The 18,400-nt window shown below is 58.4% G+C and carries 13 protein-coding genes; 1 reads left to right on the top strand and 12 read right to left on the bottom strand.

The annotated features are described in order from the left end of the window. The first annotated feature begins 154 nt into the window (after nucleotides 1–154). The gene (locus tag IHQ43_RS14580; RefSeq protein ID WP_192561032.1) at nucleotides 155–1,456 is read left to right on the top strand and encodes an OprD family porin; all 1,302 of its coding nucleotides are present in this window, start codon (nucleotides 155–157) and stop codon (nucleotides 1,454–1,456) included. Between the two features lie 145 nt (nucleotides 1,457–1,601). Here IHQ43_RS14580 and IHQ43_RS14585 read toward each other — a convergent pair whose 3' ends face one another. The 12 genes from IHQ43_RS14585 to IHQ43_RS14640 all read right to left on the bottom strand — a co-directional run bounded on the left by IHQ43_RS14585 (nucleotide 1,602) and on the right by IHQ43_RS14640 (nucleotide 18,376). Then, on the bottom strand, nucleotides 1,602–2,222 hold the full coding sequence (locus IHQ43_RS14585; RefSeq protein ID WP_127798072.1) for a transglycosylase SLT domain-containing protein: 621 nt from the start codon (nucleotides 2,220–2,222) through the stop codon (nucleotides 1,602–1,604). Between the two features lie 44 nt (nucleotides 2,223–2,266). After that, nucleotides 2,267–3,205: a carbohydrate kinase family protein gene (locus IHQ43_RS14590; protein WP_192561033.1), complete on the bottom strand. Its 939-nt coding sequence runs from the start codon at nucleotides 3,203–3,205 to the stop codon at nucleotides 2,267–2,269. A gap of 13 nt (nucleotides 3,206–3,218) precedes the next feature. Further along, the gene (xylB, locus tag IHQ43_RS14595; RefSeq protein ID WP_192561034.1) at nucleotides 3,219–4,715 is read right to left on the bottom strand and encodes a xylulokinase; all 1,497 of its coding nucleotides are present in this window, start codon (nucleotides 4,713–4,715) and stop codon (nucleotides 3,219–3,221) included. Between the two features lie 134 nt (nucleotides 4,716–4,849). Next, on the bottom strand, nucleotides 4,850–6,322 hold the full coding sequence (locus IHQ43_RS14600) for a mannitol dehydrogenase family protein (RefSeq protein ID WP_192561035.1): 1,473 nt from the start codon (nucleotides 6,320–6,322) through the stop codon (nucleotides 4,850–4,852). A gap of 16 nt (nucleotides 6,323–6,338) precedes the next feature. Then, nucleotides 6,339–7,442: an ABC transporter ATP-binding protein gene (locus IHQ43_RS14605; RefSeq protein WP_192561036.1), complete on the bottom strand. Its 1,104-nt coding sequence runs from the start codon at nucleotides 7,440–7,442 to the stop codon at nucleotides 6,339–6,341. A gap of 145 nt (nucleotides 7,443–7,587) precedes the next feature. Further along, the gene (locus IHQ43_RS14610) at nucleotides 7,588–8,418 is read right to left on the bottom strand and encodes a carbohydrate ABC transporter permease (RefSeq protein WP_007957423.1); all 831 of its coding nucleotides are present in this window, start codon (nucleotides 8,416–8,418) and stop codon (nucleotides 7,588–7,590) included. An 8-nt stretch (nucleotides 8,419–8,426) separates the two neighbouring features. Then, nucleotides 8,427–9,353 carry a carbohydrate ABC transporter permease gene (locus tag IHQ43_RS14615; RefSeq protein ID WP_085696464.1) on the bottom strand — a complete coding sequence of 309 codons (927 nt, stop codon included), beginning with the start codon at nucleotides 9,351–9,353 and terminating at the stop codon, nucleotides 8,427–8,429. 174 nt (nucleotides 9,354–9,527) lie between these two features. Continuing rightward, entirely contained in the window at nucleotides 9,528–10,838 is a 1,311-nt protein-coding gene (locus IHQ43_RS14620) for an ABC transporter substrate-binding protein (RefSeq protein WP_192561037.1), read from the bottom strand. A gap of 226 nt (nucleotides 10,839–11,064) precedes the next feature. Continuing rightward, the gene (locus tag IHQ43_RS14625) at nucleotides 11,065–11,970 is read right to left on the bottom strand and encodes an AraC family transcriptional regulator (RefSeq protein ID WP_192561038.1); all 906 of its coding nucleotides are present in this window, start codon (nucleotides 11,968–11,970) and stop codon (nucleotides 11,065–11,067) included. Nucleotides 11,971–12,045: 75 nt separating this feature from the next. Continuing rightward, nucleotides 12,046–12,891 (bottom strand): phosphatidylinositol-specific phospholipase C domain-containing protein, encoded by an 846-nt coding sequence (locus IHQ43_RS14630; protein ID WP_192561039.1) that lies wholly within the window; start codon nucleotides 12,889–12,891, stop codon nucleotides 12,046–12,048. 153 nt (nucleotides 12,892–13,044) lie between these two features. Beyond that, complete coding sequence (locus IHQ43_RS14635; protein WP_192561040.1) at nucleotides 13,045–14,334, bottom strand: glycosyltransferase; 1,290 nt, start codon at nucleotides 14,332–14,334, stop codon at nucleotides 13,045–13,047. 163 nt (nucleotides 14,335–14,497) lie between these two features. Beyond that, nucleotides 14,498–18,376 carry a hypothetical protein gene (locus IHQ43_RS14640; protein ID WP_192561041.1) on the bottom strand — a complete coding sequence of 1,293 codons (3,879 nt, stop codon included), beginning with the start codon at nucleotides 18,374–18,376 and terminating at the stop codon, nucleotides 14,498–14,500. Between the last annotated feature and the right edge of the window lie 24 nt (nucleotides 18,377–18,400).

The raw sequence follows: 18,400 nt of genomic DNA on the forward strand, positions 1-18,400 counted from the left end.
CAGACTAAAGTCGCCTGTAGCACGTCAAAGCCATCTGCCATCATTGGCGCTCACCCCGCGTGTTCACTGCCTCCCGGTTCTTTATCGACCCGGGACGGGAGCTATTTCTGGTTGTTTGCGCCTCTGCGCAATCGTTGTTCTGTTGGAGTTTTCAATGCGTCCCCCATTTCCCCTCATCACCCCGCGCCAGTCGCTTGGCTTCGGAGCCTTTGTGCTGTGCGCCGGTTTTACCGCGCAGGTTCAGGCCAGCGGTTTTTTCGAAGACACCACGGCGAAGATCGAGTCGCGCACGGTGTACTTCAACCGCGATTTCCGTGATGGGCACACCTCCAGTGATCAGGGCGCGTCCAAGCGCGAAGAGTCGGCGCAGGGCTTCATTCTCAATCTGCAATCGGGTTACACCGAAGGCACCGTCGGTTTCGGGATCGATGCGCTGGGCATGGCGGGCTTCCAGCTCGATTCCAGCCCTGACCGCAGCAACAGCGGCCTGTTGCCGTCCAGCGGCGACAACCCGCGCGGTTCGAAAGGTCAGTACGCGAAGATGGGCCTGACCGCCAAGGTCAAAGTCTCGGACACCGTGCTGAAATACGGCGCGCTGCTGCCGGATCTGCCGCTGCTCAAGTACAACGACGGCCGCCTGCTGCCAACCATGTTCAACGGTGCGATGCTGACCTCCAAAGTGGTGAAGGACCTGACTTTCATGGCCGCGCGTCTGGACAAGTACACCGCCCGGGATTCGACCGATTCCCAGGACATCCGCGTGCACTGCAAGAACAAGCGCTATGCCTGCAACACCACCGCCGATCATTTCGACATGTACGGCTTCGACTACAAGATCAACGATCGCCTGACCGCGCAGTATCACTACGCCGAGCTGGAAGACATCTATCGCCAGCACTTCGTGGGTCTGCTGGCCAATCAGCCGCTGGGTGACGGCGTGCTGAAAGCCGATCTGCGGTTGCTGAAAAGCGCCGACAGCGGCGACGCGAAAGCCGGCTCCATCGACAACCGCGCCTTGAGCGGCATGCTGTCCTACGGCATCAACGGCCACACCTTCAGCGCCGGCTGGCAGCGCATGAACGGCGACAATTCGATGCCGTATCTGGATGGCAGCAACCCGTATCTGGTGAACTACGTGCAGGTCAACGACTTCGCGGCAGCGCAGGAACGTTCCTGGCAGCTGCGTTATGACTATGACTTCAAGGCGATCGGCATCAACGGCCTGAGCTTCCTGACCCGTTACGTGAACGGCGATCACATCAAGGTGCCGGGCAGCGATCAGGAAGGTAAAGAGTGGGAGCGTGACAGCGAGTTGAAGTACGTGATCCAGACCGGCACGTTCAAGGACGTCAGCCTGCGGTTGCGTAATGCGACTTACCGCACCAACTACGAGAAGTTCGCCCGGGACGTGGATGAGACCCGGTTGATCGTGAGTTACAACTTTTCGGTGTTGTAACCCATAGGTCGGTGGTGTCTGGACTGACGCCATCGCGAGCAAGTTCGCTCCCACAGGTTTCCCCGGGTGCTCACTAAATTGTGGTCACCCTAAATCCCTGTGGGAGCGAGCTTGCTCGCGAATGCGTCCGTAAGAGCACTGAGGGTCAGAGCCAATGCCAGAACCGGCTCCAGAACCCGCGATTCAAATCATCCTTGCACGCCGCGTATTGCTGGCCGTACATGTCCGAGCGGTTCTGCACCTTGCGCGCCACCGGTGGCAGCCACGCCTTGCTGGCGTAGGTCTTCTGGCGGAAACCGCCCCAGCCTTCGTGGTAGTTGAGGTACTGGTTGTAGGCGTCGTACTTGTACACGCCGTTGATCGAGGTGGTCTTGTCCATGTACCAGCCGACGAAGTCGATGGCGTCATCGAAGTCTTCGCGATCGGCGCCGTATCGGCCGGTGCTTTTCTGGTAGTCGGACCAGACTTCATCCTTGGCCTGCGCATAGCCCGACGCCGTCGTGACGCGGCCCCACGGGATTACCCACAGCAGGTATTTGCGCGGCGTCTTGGCGTCGTAGCGGTAGCCGGACTCCTGATACATGATCGCGAACGGCACCTGGATCGGTACGCCCCAGCGCTTTTGCGTGACTTGCGCCGCGTCGTACCAATCACTCTTTTCACGAAAAATCTCGCAGAGGTTTTCCGGCGAACGCGGTGGCGATGTTCCGCAACCGGTCAACAGTGCCGCCAATACCAAAAGTCCAACCGTGCGCCCCGAATTCAAAAGCCGTCATCCCGTCGTGCAAAAAAGGGCGCCAGTCTACGCGGTCAGGTCAACTGGTGGCGATAAGGCAAATCCGGACCTGTTTTACTGCATGTGAGGGCGGCGGCCTGTACGGCAAACCTGAGCATGCCGTCGATCTGCTCGCGGTCAAGGTGTTGAACGCCCTCCACCGAATCCAGTTCATGCTCGGTCAGCCAGGTGATCAACGCGGCCTGGAAGGTATCGCCGGCGCCGACGGTGTCGGCAATCTTCACCGAGCTTGCCGGCACCGACCATGAACCATGGGCACGGCTGAACACGGTCGCGCCTTCACCGCCACGGGTCAGAAACACCACCTGGCAACGATGCTGCAACCAGCCTTCGATGACGCGCGCCGGATCCTGCTCGGGGTACAGCAGGCTCAAATCTTCGTCGCTGACCTTGATCAGGTCCGCCAACGGCACCAGCGTAGCGATTCGTTCGCGCCACAGGTCGATGTTCGGCTCGGGGTTGAGGCGCACGTTCGGGTCGAGGCTGATCAGGCGCTTGCCGCTTTCGCGCTGCACCAGCGCAAGCAAGGTATCGGCAATCGGCTGCACCACCAGCGAGAAAGAACCGAAGTGCAAGCCGCGCACTTCAGGGCCCAACGTTGGCAAGTGCGTCAGGCTCAACTGGCGGTCGGCACAGCCTTCGCCACGGAAGCTGTAGTGTGGCGAACCATTGGCGCCCACCGCGACCATCGCCAGCGTGGTTGGCGCAGCGAAATCCACCAGGTAATCCGGGCGTACGCCTTCATCCTGCAGCACTTGCTGCAAACGCCGGCCGAGGTAGTCGGTGGACAACCCGCCGAACAGCGCCGAATCCACGCCCAGCCGGCGCAAACCCACCGCCACGTTGAACGGCGAGCCACCGGCAATCGCCTTGAAATTGACTTTCGATGCCTGCCCGCCGGCATCGTCTTCGCTGAAGAAATCGAACAGCGCTTCGCCACACACCAGGTACATAGTTGTTTGCTCTTTATAAGGTTGCGACATGCAGTCGATAGCGTTCATAGGCCTGCTGGAAGGCCGCGACATTCGCGGCAACCGGCAGGGTTTCACTGTTCAGGTCGAGCTTCACGCAGCGCTCGCACAGATCGGCCAGGGTGTCTTCGTGGCCGTTCGACCACGACTTGCACCACGCCGCCTGAATTGCAGCGCCGAGGGCTGCGGCTTCGCTCTGCTCGGTGCAGATCACCGGGGTGTTCATGATGTCGGCGACGATCTGCCGCCACACCGCACTTTTCGAACCACCGCCAATCAGGCAAATGCTGCGGCTTTGTAAACCATTCTGGCGCAACAGATCCAGTCCATAACGCAGGCCGAAGGTGGTGCCTTCGACGGCGGCGCGGCACAGATTGGCCTGGGTCAGGTTGCTCAGGGTCAAGCCATGCAGGCTGCCGGTGGCGTGGGGCAGGGGAGGCACGCGTTCGCCGTTGAGGAACGGCAGCATGCTCACGCCATCAGCGCCGATCGGGGCCTGGGCCACCAAGGCGTTGAAGGCGTCGAGATCGAGGTCGAACAATTCCCGGATCGCGCCCGTGGCGTTGGTCAGGTTCATGGTGCAGATCAACGGCAGCCAGCCGCCGCTGGAAGAACAGAAGGTCGCGACCGACGCGTCCGGGCTGACCTTCGGCACCTCGGCGTAGGCGTACACGGTGCCGGAGGAACCGAGGCTCATGGTGATCGCGCCCGGTTGAATGTTGCCGGTCCCGATGGCGCCCATCATGTTGTCGCCGCCACCGCTGGACACCAGTGTGGTTGGGTTGATGCCCAGCTGTTCGGCAATTGCCGGCAGGATTGTGCCGACCGCTTGATGAGCATCGATCAGCTCCGGCAGCGCGGATTGCAGACGGCCGCTGGCGTCGATGTCGCGCAGCAGTTGCAGATCCCATTGGCGGGTGCGCACGTTGAAATAGCCGGTGCCGGATGCGTCGCCGTATTCGCTGCAGCTACGGCCGGTAAGCCAGAAATTCAGATAGTCGTGGGGCAGCAAGATCCGCGCGATGCGGGAGAATACCTCCGGATGCTGCTCTTGGGTCCACAACAGTTTCGATACGGTGTAGCCCGGCGCGATGACTACGCCGAGGCGTTCCAGAGAGCCTTGTTCACCGCCCAGGTGAGTCAGCAAGCGGTCGTTTTCAGCCGTGGTTTCGGTGTCGCACCAGAGCTTGGCCGGGCGCAGGACCTGGCCTTGATCGTCGAGCAGCACCAGGCCGTGTTGCTGGCCGGAAACGCCAATGCCGAGGATCGACTGGCCGTCGACATTGGCCGCCAATAAAGCGCGGCGGGTGGCGAGGGTGAACGCCTCCAGCCATTGCGCTGTGTCTTGCTCGCGACGGCCGTTGGCGCCGCTGATCATCGTGTGGGCGGCGGCGCCCTGGCCCAACACCTGGCCGCTGGTGGCGTCGAGGATGATGGCCTTGGTGCCTTGGGTGCCGCAGTCGATGCCGAGGAACAGTTGTTGGTTGTTCATGGTGTGAACCTGTTGGTTTTTCCAGATCGTTCCCACGCTCCGCGTGGGAATGCAGCCCAAGACGCTCCGCGTCCCCATTCAACAGCGGACGCAGAGCGTCCATTGATGCATTCCCACGCGGAGCGTGGGAACGATCAGGTCAACAGGTGTTCGAGGGTTCGTGTGACGCCTTCTTCGCGCAAGCTGTTCAGGCACCACTCGAATGCTGCGACAAACTCGGGCGAACGCGGTATCGCCACGCCAAAAATCTCCTCAACCCCCAACAACCTTTCAGTAATCAGCGCATCCTCCGCCACCAACGCCTGACAGAACGCCGCCCGAGGATCCGGAATCGAGTAAGTGTCGCCATTCTCATCCACACCCTTCAAATAAAGCGCCCAGGCCGCCACCACCAGCGCCGCTCGTTTGGTCTCCTGCCCATCGGCAATCAACCGATTGATCGTCGGAATGGTGAACTTGGGAAACTTCGACGAACCGTCCGAACAGACGCGCTCCAGCTGATCGGCAATCGCCTGATTGGAGAACCGCGCTACCAGCGTGTCCTTGTACTCGGGCAAGTCGATGCCCGGCACCGGCGCCAATTGCGGAGTAACGTCCAGGTCCATGTAAGCGCGCATGTAGCGCACGAACAGCGGGTCGTTCATGGTTTCGTGAACGAAGCGGTAACCCTTCAAAAAGCCCAGATAGGTCAGCGCCAGATGACTGCCGTTGAGCAGTTTGATCTTCATCTCTTCGTAGGGGGAAACATCGTCGGTGAACTGCACGCCGACCTTTTCCCAGGCCGGGCGGCCGTTGACGAACTTGTCTTCCAGCACCCATTGCACGAACGGTTCACAGACCACCGGCCAGGCATCGTCAACGGCGTGTTTGTCCGCCAGTTGCAGGCGATGGGCGGTGCTGGTCATCGGCGTGATGCGGTCGACCATGGCGTTGGGGAAGCTGACGTTGGCGTCGATCCATTCGCGCAAGTCCGGATCCAGCAGCGCAGTGAAGGCCAGCAGCGCCTTGCGGGTCACGGCGCCGTTGTGCGGCAGGTTATCGCAGGACATCACGGTGAACGCCGGAATACCCGCCGCGCGACGTCTGGCTAGCGCCGCACAGAGGAAACCGAACACGGTTTTCGGCTGCTGCGGGTAAGTCAGATCGTGCTGAATCTGCGGCAGGTGCGCCATGAACTCGCCGTTGCTGTCGTCGATGCAGTAACCGCCCTCGGTGATGGTCAGCGAAACGATGCGGATCTGCGGATCGGCGAGCTTGTCGATCAGCACCTGGGCACTGTCCTCGGCCAGCAGCATGTCGCGGATCGCGCCGATGACCCGGACTTCGGTGTCGTCGCTGTCGCCGAGTTCGAACAGGGTGAACAGGTAGTCCTGCTCCTTGAGGTCGTCCCGGGCACGGCGGTCTTCGCCGCGCAGGCCGACGCCGCAGATCGCCCAGTCCAGCGCTTCGCCGGTGTTCATCAGCGCGTCGGTGTAATACGCCTGATGCGCGCGATGGAAGCCGCCGACGCCAATGTGGGCGATGCCCTGGCGGGTGTCGCCGAGGCTGTAGGCCGGCAGCTTCACTTCGGTGGCGAGGCGGTTGAGGTTTTGCTTGTTCAGTTTCATCGGGTCAGTCTCGAAATCAGGCGGCCGCGCGCAGCGGGCGGGTCAGCGCCACGCCGTCGGCATCGAACAGATGGCAGTGGGAGGCGTCCAGGTGCAGGTTCAGTTGTTCGCCGTAACGGCTTGCCAGATCACCACGCACGCGCATGGTCAGGGCTTCGCCGGCGTTGGTCTTGACGTGGCAGAAGGTGTCGCTGCCCAGTCGCTCGCTGACGTCAGCGGTGACTTGCAGGGTGCAATCGCCCGCTTGCGCCAGTTCCAGATGTTCCGGGCGAATGCCCAGGGTCACGGCGCTACCGACGCTCAGGTTCGATGCGTTGAACGGCAGGGTGATACGGGTGCCGGCGTCCAGCGAAACTTCGCAGCTAGCGCCATCGATCCGCACAATCTGGCCTTTGAGGAAGCCCATTCTCGGCGTGCCGAGGAAACCGGCGACGAACAGGTTGGCGGGGTTGTGATACAGCTCCAGCGGCGAGCCGACCTGTTCGATCTTGCCGCCATTGAGCACCACGACTTTGTCGGCCATGGTCATGGCCTCGACCTGATCGTGGGTCACATAAATCATGGTCGCTTTCAGGTCCTTGTGCAGGCGCAGCAGTTCCAGGCGCATCTGCACCCGCAGGGCGGCGTCGAGGTTGGACAGCGGCTCGTCGAACAGGAAGATTTTCGGGTTGCGCACAATCGCCCGGCCGATGGCCACACGCTGACGCTGGCCGCCGGACAGTTGTTTCGGCTTGCGCTCGAGCATCGGGCCCAGTTCCAGAATCCGCGCGGCTTCGCCGACTTTCTTCTCGACTTCGGCTTTCGGCACGCCAGCCAGGTCGAGGGCGAACGACATGTTTTTCTTCACGGTCATGTGCGGGTACAGCGCGTAGGTCTGGAACACCATCGCCAGATCGCGCTTGGCCGGGCTGACTTCGGTGATGTCTCGTCCGTCCAGTTCGATGGTGCCGCCGCTGACTTCTTCAAGGCCGGCGATCAGTCGCAGCAGGGTGGATTTGCCGCAGCCCGACGGGCCGACGAACACCACGAATTCCTTGTCGTTCACCTCAAGGTCGATGCCCTTGATGATGGAAAAGCCTTCGAAGCCTTTTTGCAGATTCTTGATTTTCAGGTTGGCCATGATGATGAGCCTCCACAATTTTTATTCAGTTGAACCGGATGGCTTTTCTGTGGGAGCGAGCTTGCTCGCGATGGGGCCGTGTCAGCCAATATCGTCGACGCATGACACACCGCTATCGCGAGCAGGCTCGCTCCCACAGGGGCATTCATTTGACGGCGCCGAACGACAGGCCGCGCACCAGTTGTTTCTGGCTGATCCAGCCGAAGATCAGGATCGGCGCGCAGGCCAGAGTCGAGACGGCCGACAACTTGGCCCAGAACAATCCTTCGGGGCTTGAGTAGGAGGCGATCAGCGCGGTCAGCGGCGCGGCTTTGGACGAGGTCAGATTCAGCGACCAGAAGGCTTCGTTCCAGCACAGGATCAGTGACAGCAGCACGGTCGAGGCGAGGCCGCCCTTGGCGATCGGCAGCAGCACGCGGAGCATTTCCTGGGCGAGGGTGGCACCGTCGAGGCGGGCGGCTTCGAGGATGTCCTTGGGGATGTCCTTGAAGTAGGTGTAAACCATCCACACCACGATCGGCAGGTTGATCAGCGTGTAGATCACGATCAGCGCGATGCGCGTATCGAGCAGGCCGAAGCTCTTGGCCAGCAAGTAGATCGGCATCAGCACGCCCACCGGCGGCAGCATCTTGGTGGAGAGCATCCACAGCAGCGTGCCTTTGGTGCGCTGGGTTTCGTAGAACGCCATCGAGTAGGCCGCCGGCACCGCGATCAGCAGGCACAGGGCGGTGGCGCTGAAGGAAATCACCACCGAGTTCCAGGCGAAACTGAAGTAGTCGCTGCGTTCGTTGATGTGCAGGTAGTTCTCCAGCGTCGGCGTGAAGATGAACTGCGGCGGCGTGGCGAAGGCGTCGATTTCGGTCTTGAAACTGGTCAGCACCATCCAGAAGATCGGGAAGAAAATGATGATCGCGATGGCCCAGGCCAGCGTGCCGAGCAGCAGGCTTTGCAGCCGGCGGGATTGTTGAAGAGTCATGGCAGGCCTCAGGCTTTGTCAGTCAGGTTTTTGCCGATCATCCGCACCAGAATGATCGCGGCGATGTTGGCAATGACCACGGCGATCAGGCCGCCGGCCGAGGCCATGCCGACGTCGAACTGCACCAGCGCCTGGTTGTAGATCAGGTAGGCGAGGTTGGTCGACGCGTAGCCGGGGCCGCCGTTGGTGGTGGTGAAGATTTCGGCGAACACCGACAGCAGGAAGATGGTTTCAATCATCACGACCACGGCAATCGGCCGCGCCAGGTGCGGCAGGGTCAGGTGCCAGAAGATCGCGATCGGGCCGGCGCCGTCGAGGCGGGCGGCTTCTTTCTGTTCCTGGTCGAGGGACTGCATGGCGGTCATCAGGATCAGGATCGCGAAGGGCAGCCATTGCCACGACACAATGATGATGATCGACAGCAGCGGGTAGTGAGCGAGCCAGTCCACCGGTTGCGCGCCGAACAGCTTCCAGATGTAGGCGAGGATCCCGGAAACCGGGTGGAAAATCAGGTTCTTCCAGATCAGCGCGCCGACCGTGGGCATGATGAAGAACGGCGAAATCAGCATCACCCGCACGATGCCGCGACCGAAGAACTCGCTGGCCTCAAGCAACGCACTGATCAGTACGCCGAACACCACGCTGATCAGCAGCACGCTGCCTACCAGCAGCAAGGTGTTGGTGGCGCCGGGCATGAAGCCGGAGTCGGTCAGGAAGTAGGTGAAGTTTTCCAGCCCGACGAACTCGTTTACGCCGGGGTCGAGCAGGTTGTAGCGGATCATCGAGAAATAGACGGTCATGCCCAGCGGCACGATCATCCACAGCAGCAACAGGGCCACCGAAGGGCTGACCAGAAACCAGCCGGGATTGGCCACACGGCTTTTGCGCCGGGGCTGCGACAGGTCGATGTGGGCTTTGGCAGTTGAAGTATTCATGGTGATCACAACCGTTTGGGTGCAGGTACATGTTCAGGAGAGAAAACCTTCCTGACATTGACGCGATCCCTGTGGGAGCTGGCTTGCCAGCGATAGCGATATAACGGCCGGCAGCAATGTTGACTGTGCTGACGCCATCGCTGGCAAGCCAGCTCCCACAGGTTGAGTGGCGAGTTACTTCGGATAACCCGCGCGCTTCATCTCGCGTTCGGTGGTTTGTTGGGCCGCGGTCAGCGCCTGGTCGACCGTTGTCTGGCCGATCAGCGCGGCCGAGAACAGCTTGCCGACCTGGGTGCCTATGCCCTGGAATTCCGGAATGGTCACCAGTTGGATGCCGATATAAGGCACGGGTTTGAGGGTCGGTTTGCTCGGGTCGGCGGCTTTGAGCGATTCCAGCGTGACCTTGGCAAACGGCGCGGCGCTCATGTACGCGTCGCTGTAGGTCGAGGCGCGGGTGCCCGGCGGTACGTTGGCGATGCCGTCGGTCTTGGCGACCAGTTCGCCGTACTCTTTGGAGGTGGCCCAGGCGCTGAATTCCTTGGCGGCGTCCTTGGCCTTGGAGCTGGTCGGAATCGCCAGTGCCCACGAGTACAGCCACGCCGAGCCTTTGTCGGTGACCTGATGCGGCGCGTAGGTGAAGCCGACGTGATCGGCGACCTTGCTTTGAGTCTTGTCGGTGACGAACGAGCCGGCGACGCTGGCGTCAACCCACATCGCGCACTTGCCGCTGTTGAACAGCGCAAGGTTTTCGTTGAAGCCGTTGCTGGAGGCACCCGGTGGACCGGATTTTTTCATGGTGTCGACGTAGAAGTTCAGCGCGTTCTTCCATTCCGGACCGTTGAATTCCGGTTTCCACTGCTCATCGAACCAGCGCGCACCGTAGGCGTTGGCCACGGTGGTGATCAGCGCCATGTTCTCGCCCCAGCCGGCCTTGCCGCGCAGGCAGATGCCGTACTGCTCCTTGTCCTTGTGGGTGAGTTTTTCGGCGAAACCGGCGATCTCCTCCCAGGTCGGACGCTCCGGCATGGTCAGGCCGGCGTCCTTGAACAGGTCGGTGCGGTAATAGGTGATCGAGCTTTCGGCATAGAACGGCAGGGCGTACAGCGACCCCTTGACCGACAGACCTTCGCGCACCGACGGGAACACATCGTCGAGGGCGTAGCTGGCCGGCAGATCCTTCATCGGCTCGAGCCAGCCTTTTGCCCCCCAGAGTGCGGCTTCGTACATGCCGATGGTCAACACGTCGAACTGCCCGCCCTGGGTGGCGATGTCGGTAGTCAGGCGCTGACGCAGGACGTTTTCTTCCAGCACCACCCAATTGAGCTTGATGTCAGGATGCTCGGTCTCGAAGGTTTTCGAGAGCTTTTGCATGCGGATCATGTCGCTGTTGTTGACGGTGGCGATGGTCAGGGTCTGGGCGCCAAGGCTGACGCTGCTGAGGGTCATGCAGGTGAGGGCCAGCAGAGCTTTTGCAGTGGGTTGCATCGTGCACTCCTTTTCTGCACCCGGCGGGGGCAGAAGGACAGTTATTGTTTTTGTGTTCTTCCGGCGGGGGAAGAATGTGCACTGATTACAGCCTTCTAATGAGGGGCTGACAAATCATCCCTAGCACTTGAATCGATACTTTTTTGCACTCGGGATTGAAGCGATAAACGCAGGGAAGGGTGTTTCAGGGCCGTAAGGGCGATGAAACCGTACAGGTTTTCGAGCGTCAGCCGTGGTTTTGCTCGGTCAGACGCTGCACCACCAGCCGCCGATAATGTGACGGCGTCATGCCTTTGAGCTGCTGAAAGCGCCGATTGAAATTGGAGATATTGTTGAACCCCGACTCGAAACACACTTCGGTCACCGGTTTGTCGCCGTCCGCCAGCAGTTCGCAGGATTTGCTGATGCGCAGGCGATTGACGAATTCGATGAAATTGCGCCCCGTCGCCTGCTTGAACACGCGGCTGAAATAAGTCGGTTTCATGCCCAGGTGCTCGGCGACTTCCTCCAGCGGCAGTTCCCGGGCGTAGTGGGTGAAGATGTAATCCACCGCGCGGTTGGTGCGGTCAATGTTGTGCTCATCGGCCAATTGCGGGGTGGTTGCGCCGGACAGCAGCTGGTAGTCGTCGGTCGCGGCCAGCAATTCCATCAAAATGAAAAAATGACCCAGGCGGGTAATGCCCTTGGTGTCGGCGATCTTCTGCATCAGGTTCGTCGCTTGGCGGATCGTGCGCGGGCAACGGAATTCGATGCCGTACTGCGCACGTTCCAGCAGCGGTGCCAGGGTCTTGAGTTCCGCGAACACCTGGTGACCGCTTTCAAACAGTTCATCGGTGAAATTGACCAGCATGTCGCGCTTCTCGACCACTTCATCCTCGGCCACTTGGCTGATCCAGTTGTGCGGCAGATTAGGGCCGGTAAGGAACAGTGTTTGCGGGTAGAAGTTGCCGATGTAGTCGCCGATGAATACCTTGCCAGAGCTGGCGACGATCAGGTGCAGTTCGTATTCCTTGTGGAAATGCCAGCGCACCAGCGGGCAGGGGAAACCATGCTGGCGATAGATGATGGACAACCCGTTGTGGTCATCCATCAGCTCGTAAGAGGGGTCGGTCACGCGGGCGGTGCGGGTCATGGCGGGGTACTTTTTTTGTTATCGCCCGTCGATCATGCCTCTTTGCGCAAGGATTGCGCCAGTTTCCATTGCGGTTCAGGCAGTTCGTTGTTTGGCCTTCAGCACGTTGGCAACGCGGCAAAACTCCACCAGGTCCGACTCTTCGATGAAGTCGACATTGATGATGTTGCACTTCAATGCCCAGTCACTTTTATCCAGGTCGAACCATTCGTTCAGCTCGTTATGGATGTCGACGGGGCCACCAAGGGCGGTGTAGCTGGTGGCAGATAACGACCAGGAATTCCAGGTGCCTGGCGGATTTTTCATTACATGTTCAATGAACTGTCTCAATTCATCTGGGTTGGTAATGCCGTTTCCGGACCATTTATGACTGATCTTGTCGTGGAATACCTTGTAGTCGAGTTTCGAGTGTGACCTTGCCGCAGCAAATACTCGTTGTGTCGTACTGATGCGCTTGAGTTCTTGAAGGGTGAGAGACTGGTTTACGCGCGGAACGAGGCGGTCTCCCAAGAGGGTGGTGATCGCATTATTAAAATTCTGATAGTCGAAGTCATTACCATCCAGGCTGTGAAAATCCAGGACGATGAATTCATCGGGATTCTTTTTCAGGAAACTGTTTACGTCATTAACCAGGTTTTCCAGCGTCCGGGAGTTCGTATGACCATTGTGGTGCAAGACGAACTTTCGAGGGCCCTCACCTTTGGCGTCATATCTCAGACGAATGTCGAGCGCTCGGGCGCCGTGATTCAGTTGTGCATGAAAACTGTCGTGCTGACATGCCAGCCAGTGACGCGGAGGGCCGAAGATCGGGTAGGTAGCGCGCCAGTCGCTGCCTGCGTTGTGAGCACCCGGCAATGTCAGTTCGCAGATGTTCAGCGAGTCAATGTCGGGGGTCCTGCTCATCCAGTTGGAAGTTGTCATGAGTGCATCCTGCATAAGTGATTTAAAAGAGCGACGCCGTTTTGAGTGTTTAAGGCGTCACTTGCAGGATGTTTATAGGGTTTCAGTTATTGGTTAGCTACAGGCATGTTGATTCAAGTTATTGGCTATTGTTTTTATAGTTTTCCGCGATGTCTATTTGTTCCGGTTTTTGGCCTCGATCCACTGGGCCATGTATTGTGTGCTCTTGTGAGAATGATGTCGCAACATGCTGCCAGTGAAGTTATTGCGCCTTAGTTGTTCAATGTTCTCACGGCATTCAAGTAGTTTGTTGATAAGCGCCGGTCCATGAACGACTTGCTGATAAATATCTTCGAGCAGTGTATGTCCCTGGGTTTGGGCTGCCTGCCAGCGTGTTTCGTCACGATAAAGTTTGACTGCGGCATCGGCGAAATCCTGCGCCGTGCGACAGATTGCCCCCGGCCAAGGCTGCTGGATATGCATGCCTTCGGCTCCAATCGGTGTGGTGATACTCGGCGTGCCGCAAAGCATCGCATCGATCAGTTTGCCCTTGATGCCGGCACCGAAACGAAGAGGCGCCAGGCAGATACGCGCATCGGACATGACCTGCAAGGCATCTTCTGCCCAGTTCATGATGTGGAACCCTTGCGCGGCATTGTGCAAGGCCGCGGCCTTGGGTGGTGTGTAGGCACCATAGATGCGCAACTGCGCCTTGGGAAGTTGCTCGCGGATCAGCGGCCAGACCGTCGATTTCAACCACAGAACGGCATCCCAGTTCGGCGCGTGGCGGAAGTTGCCGATACTGAGGAAGTCCGTGCGTTCAGCAAAGGTTTTTGCTGGCGTACTGGGCGGTTCAACCATCAATGGGCACCAGTGCAACAGCTCGGGTGGCAACTTGAACTGCTGTACCAGCAGTTCGATTTCTACTGGCGAGATCATCAGGTTCAGATCGCAGCGATAAAGCGCGGCAATCTCGCGCCTGGCCAGGTCAGTGTCAGCCATCAACTCGAATTCTTCACGCAGCGCAGGTGCGAACAATTCATGGAAGTCGTCTGCGTCATCACCGGCCTTCAGCCGATCCTTCAAGCGCTGATGCCTGGCATGGCGCAGGCTTTGCAGATCCGATGTTTCCAGAACACGCAAGGCATCGGGGCAGTGTTTTTCCACGCGCCAGCCGAACTGTTCTTCGATCATGAACTGGTCGAACAGGACGATATCCGGCGCCAGTTCGCTGATAAACGTGTCGAAACTGCTGTTGTTCAGTTCTATCGGGACAGTGCGGATTCCCAGTTGGCCAAGATCGGCCGGGTGTTCGCCAACACCGGCAGGACTGGCGAAGGTGACTTGCCAGCCCTGTTGCAGGAACGTTTCGAGAATCTGCATGACATGCCCGCTTGCTGCCGATGAGCGGGGTTCCGGCCAGACGTAACCAATGACGAGGACTTTGGTTGCGGGCTGACTCATGACGGGGTTCCTTGCTTGCAAAAGAGGGGGAGACGGGGCAAAAACCGCAATTAAATCACAGCAACTGCAACAAAGCCGTTTGCAATCCTTGGCTCGGGTTTCCAGAATTCCGAGCGCTTGCACCGTAGGGCTCGACAACGGTGCAAGCGCGACAGGCACTCTTTTAAAATGAGGGGACCGAACCCTGGCCAAGGCTCAGCCGCACGGGGGTAGTGATCGGGCGGTTCCCTGAGCTCTTCAAGGCTGCGCGCAGATTGCCCAGGTTTGACTGGAACGCCGGATTATTCGTCACCGATTGGCTCAGTAGCGAGGTCACCATCGTGTGGGAGTCGGCATTGAGGAACCCGGGAGCCTCATTGATGAAGGGAAGAGGTTCTCCGCGGGGCGGATTCAATAAGATCGAAATGCCTCTGCCGGCCAACTTGCTGGATCCGTCCACGTGTTCCGGACCCTTGGCGAGATTCAGCAGCCCGGAAACCTCCAGGTCCCCGACCATCAGCGCCTTTCGTTTGCTGATGTCAGCATAGAAAAAGTCATGTGTAGCCGGGCCTCCGTGGGACAGCTCATGCACAAAGATGTCTGCGATGCCGCTGTCGTCAAAGTTGATTTGCCGGTAGTAGTCATTCAATGCGTCGGTAAAAACGACCATGAATTGCTCGTGTGGTTGATCTGCCTGTACCGCAGCCTTCCAGGCACGGTAGTTGTCTGGAAAGAGGCCGGCGATCGCTTCACTGGCTTTGGCGTTGTCCAGCTTGATATTGCTGATCGCAAGGTTGTCGAGATCGTCTCTCATCACACGCATGGCATCCCGATAGGCTTTGGCTACCTCATCGGAGTCGGACCCAAAAAAGGCTTTGAGCAGAAACCGTATATCACGGTCATTGATCCCCTTGCTGAGCGTGTCGATCGCAAAGTCGAGCTTGCGTCGGGCAATGGGCAGTGCATTCTTGATGACTGATCGGGCGTAGCTCTTGGGTATGATCCGATGCAGTCCCGGCAACCGTGCCAGATCATCCGTGACTCGAAAGTTCTTCAACGCACGCCCTCCGGGAAGCCTGGTACGTGGGTGGATGGCGTACCAGTCCTGGTGATGCTTGAAGGCCAACAGGCTGATCGGCTCCCCCAGATCGTCCGCACCTTTCCAGGCGCCTTGTCTCAGGTCATAGAGCTCGGCAGCCTTCACCAGGTCATAGGACTGCGCGTTACCTGTCAGTTTGCGAAGTTGGCCGGTGGCGGTTTCCAGCGCGTTCAGGCCGTGCTTGCTCAAAAACAGAGCCCCCTTCCTGAGCAGGCGCGTGCCTTGTACAACAAGGTCCGGCAAGCCGTCGAACGGATTGACAAGTGAGGCGGAAAACCGGGCGCCTGCCTTGGCAATACTAAGCACTTTTGAGGTCGTGGAAGCCGTCTTGCCGACGATGCCGGCGACCGTAGCGCCAAAGCCGACGACCAGCCCCAGCAAGGCCAGCCCATCCAGCACGCACCCGCCAACCCCTTCGGCGACACGTGGAGCATCACCGGACCCGATGTCCTCGATGCACTTTTTGAAAGGAATGACGATATTGACGAGTGCTGTATCCAGCGCATCTTTTTGGGAGCGCATTTTTTGCAGATCCGTCTGCGTATTGAGTAATGCGTAAAGCTCTTCCCGGGTTGCTATCGGATGACAGGTCAACACTTCCTCTGCCAGCTTGTCGAGCGCCGAGGAGAAAAACAGAGGTACTGGCCGTACATCGTCTGACTGGAGGTGGAAATGCCAGAGCTTTTCCACGACGACTCTGGAGAACGTCGCCCGTTTCGGATGGCTTCCGTCTAGATAAGCCGAAGCGTCAACAGGCCACTGACGTTCCGGATTCTTGGCCTGGAAGTCCGTATCTGCGCCGGTATAGGACAGCGAGGGCGTGGAGTCGGCAATCCCGCTGGATCGCAACTGATCGGCGAGATCAGGTCGCTCGCGACACAATCCTTTCAGCGTGAAGAGTTCAAAGCAGCGAAATTCATTGTCATGCAGGCATCCGAGGATAATCCCGTAGCGCCCCTTCTCGTCGTCGCGCTGACGTTGGGTTTCCTGAAATGCGTTATCCGAATTCGCCTCTTTGCGTACGGTGTAGAGCGTAACGTAGCCGTTGGACAAAAAGGTGCGGCTGTCTTCCGGCAATTGGGTGATGGCCATTTTAATGACCGAGGACAAGCCTTTTTGCAGGTCGTGGTAATAGGGATCGAAGGCGTCGTTGAACAGCTTGTCGACAGGTTCGAGTTCCGAGAGGCGGGAAAAGGCATCCTTGGGAATGGCAAGTGTTTTCGTGGACACGAATCGGTGATTGAACCGTCTGTTCACGACCAGATCACCAGACATATAGAGGTCGAGAATGGAGGCACGAAGCCTGTGTACTTTGGACACGGCATATTCGTCTACCCCCAGTAAAACGGCGGCATCGTCCCAGAGGTAGACGAGATTGAAGGACGCCAGAAACTCAATCCAGCTTTTCTCGTTCAGGGCGGCCGGGTAGTTGAGCTTGTATACCCGCTGCTCCAGATAATCACCCGCCGGCATCACGCGTTTCAGTGCGCTCAAGGCCAGTTCGCGACGATTGGGTGGATTGGCTGAGATACCGGTTTCGATCTGGTTCAGCGCTTTGGCATATAGACCGAAGCTCGATGCGGCTTTGGCGTAGGATTCGGTGCTGTAGTCGGAATCCCGACTGTATGGCAGAACACCATTGAGCATGGCCCAATGAATGATCGGTTTGATTGCCGTCAATTCATGAAGCGTCAGTTGCGCCTTGCTGACCGGCGCCAGATCGGAAAAGGATTTGACCTCTTCGTAGTTCATGAGCCGGGATGCTCCAGGCGCGGTCAACTCGACCAGTGCCACCGCCTGTGCGAAGACGACCCAGCCGGGCCGGTCAATGGTCAACTCAACGGGCGTGCCTTGTACCAGAAATTCCGGTGCGATCCCCGCCAGCAATAAATGCGCAGCCAGTTGAGCGTTGTGCGATTCGATCATCTTTTCTGCGATCAGATGATTCTCGACTTCCTTCAAGATCTCGGGCGCTGTCCGTAAAGCGTTATCGGGTTGATAAAACGCATAACCGGCAATCTCGCCAGCCTGCTTTTCCATTTGAGGCATCAGGTCGAGAATCAGCGCCGTCGCCACCATGCACTTGAGTTGACGCTCGGTCGCCTGCGGATCATCCGTTTCGACATACCATTCAAGGCGCTCAAGCAAGGCTCGGCCCAATTTTTTTGCATTCGGCTTTTTCATGAAGCTGTTCAGGTAGAAGCCTGCATGTTCTCGCCGGATGTCTTCGGGAAAAGTGCTGAAGTTTTTCGGCGCAATATGCTGCAACAGACTATTACGCCCTTGAGTGGTCTCGGCGATCACGGTTCTGATGATCTGGCGATCATCGTTCGATAGATGGAAAGGTGAATCCAGCGGTTCCATCAGCAGTTCGCGATAGTCTCCCGTGTCCGGGCTGGCGGGGATCTTGAATTCGAGAAAGGCAATCAGGTTTTTTATATCGGAGACTGTTTTCGGAATCGTGTATTTGTGGAACACCAGCCACTGTTGTATTCCGATGAACTCCCCGGTAAAGACAAAACCACCGGTCTGTTCAGCACCTTCGGCAATAATCTGAAGATCATCTTGCAAGTAATGCTTTGTCTGAAAGTCGTGAGTCAGATTGATCCAGGTGCCTTCTTTGAAAACCCTGAGTGAGGCATTCATGTCGACAAACATGACCGGATCGGAAGAAAACTCGTAGACCTGCTGCATCGTAATAAAGGCAGTGTTCTTTTTGAATTTGGCCAGCGCGCTGCTGAACGGTTGCTGTGCAATATCGAGTGTCGATCCTGCGGTACGCGGGGCGACGATCTCGCTCAGGCTGACGATGTCGTCGTTTGCATGCTGGCTGATGTGCTCTTTGAGAGCTCGCATGATGATCGAACTCTCTTGCACATCAATTTCGTTTCGCCGGTTTACTAACGACGCCTGGAAAATGTTTTTCTCAATTGACGTCTGAGTGCCGTGCTGCACGGGGTACATGATTGAATATCCTTGTTCTCTTAT

This window comes from Pseudomonas gozinkensis (assembly GCF_014863585.1).
GTDB classification, from domain to species: domain Bacteria; phylum Pseudomonadota; class Gammaproteobacteria; order Pseudomonadales; family Pseudomonadaceae; genus Aquipseudomonas; species Aquipseudomonas gozinkensis.

Coding starts and splice junctions, on each gene's coding strand:
- IHQ43_RS14630 (WP_192561039.1), bottom strand. CDS start 12,891: ATGACAACTTCCAACTGGATGAGCAGGACCCCCGACATTGACTCGCTG.
- IHQ43_RS14580 (WP_192561032.1), top strand. CDS start 155: ATGCGTCCCCCATTTCCCCTCATCACCCCGCGCCAGTCGCTTGGCTTC.
- xylB (WP_192561034.1), bottom strand. CDS start 4,715: ATGAACAACCAACAACTGTTCCTCGGCATCGACTGCGGCACCCAAGGC.
- IHQ43_RS14620 (WP_192561037.1), bottom strand. CDS start 10,838: ATGCAACCCACTGCAAAAGCTCTGCTGGCCCTCACCTGCATGACCCTC.
- IHQ43_RS14600 (WP_192561035.1), bottom strand. CDS start 6,322: ATGAAACTGAACAAGCAAAACCTCAACCGCCTCGCCACCGAAGTGAAG.
- IHQ43_RS14605 (WP_192561036.1), bottom strand. CDS start 7,442: ATGGCCAACCTGAAAATCAAGAATCTGCAAAAAGGCTTCGAAGGCTTT.
- IHQ43_RS14625 (WP_192561038.1), bottom strand. CDS start 11,970: ATGACCCGCACCGCCCGCGTGACCGACCCCTCTTACGAGCTGATGGAT.
- IHQ43_RS14640 (WP_192561041.1), bottom strand. CDS start 18,376: ATGTACCCCGTGCAGCACGGCACTCAGACGTCAATTGAGAAAAACATT.
- IHQ43_RS14590 (WP_192561033.1), bottom strand. CDS start 3,205: ATGTACCTGGTGTGTGGCGAAGCGCTGTTCGATTTCTTCAGCGAAGAC.
- IHQ43_RS14615 (WP_085696464.1), bottom strand. CDS start 9,353: ATGAATACTTCAACTGCCAAAGCCCACATCGACCTGTCGCAGCCCCGG.
- IHQ43_RS14610 (WP_007957423.1), bottom strand. CDS start 8,418: ATGACTCTTCAACAATCCCGCCGGCTGCAAAGCCTGCTGCTCGGCACG.
- IHQ43_RS14635 (WP_192561040.1), bottom strand. CDS start 14,334: ATGAGTCAGCCCGCAACCAAAGTCCTCGTCATTGGTTACGTCTGGCCG.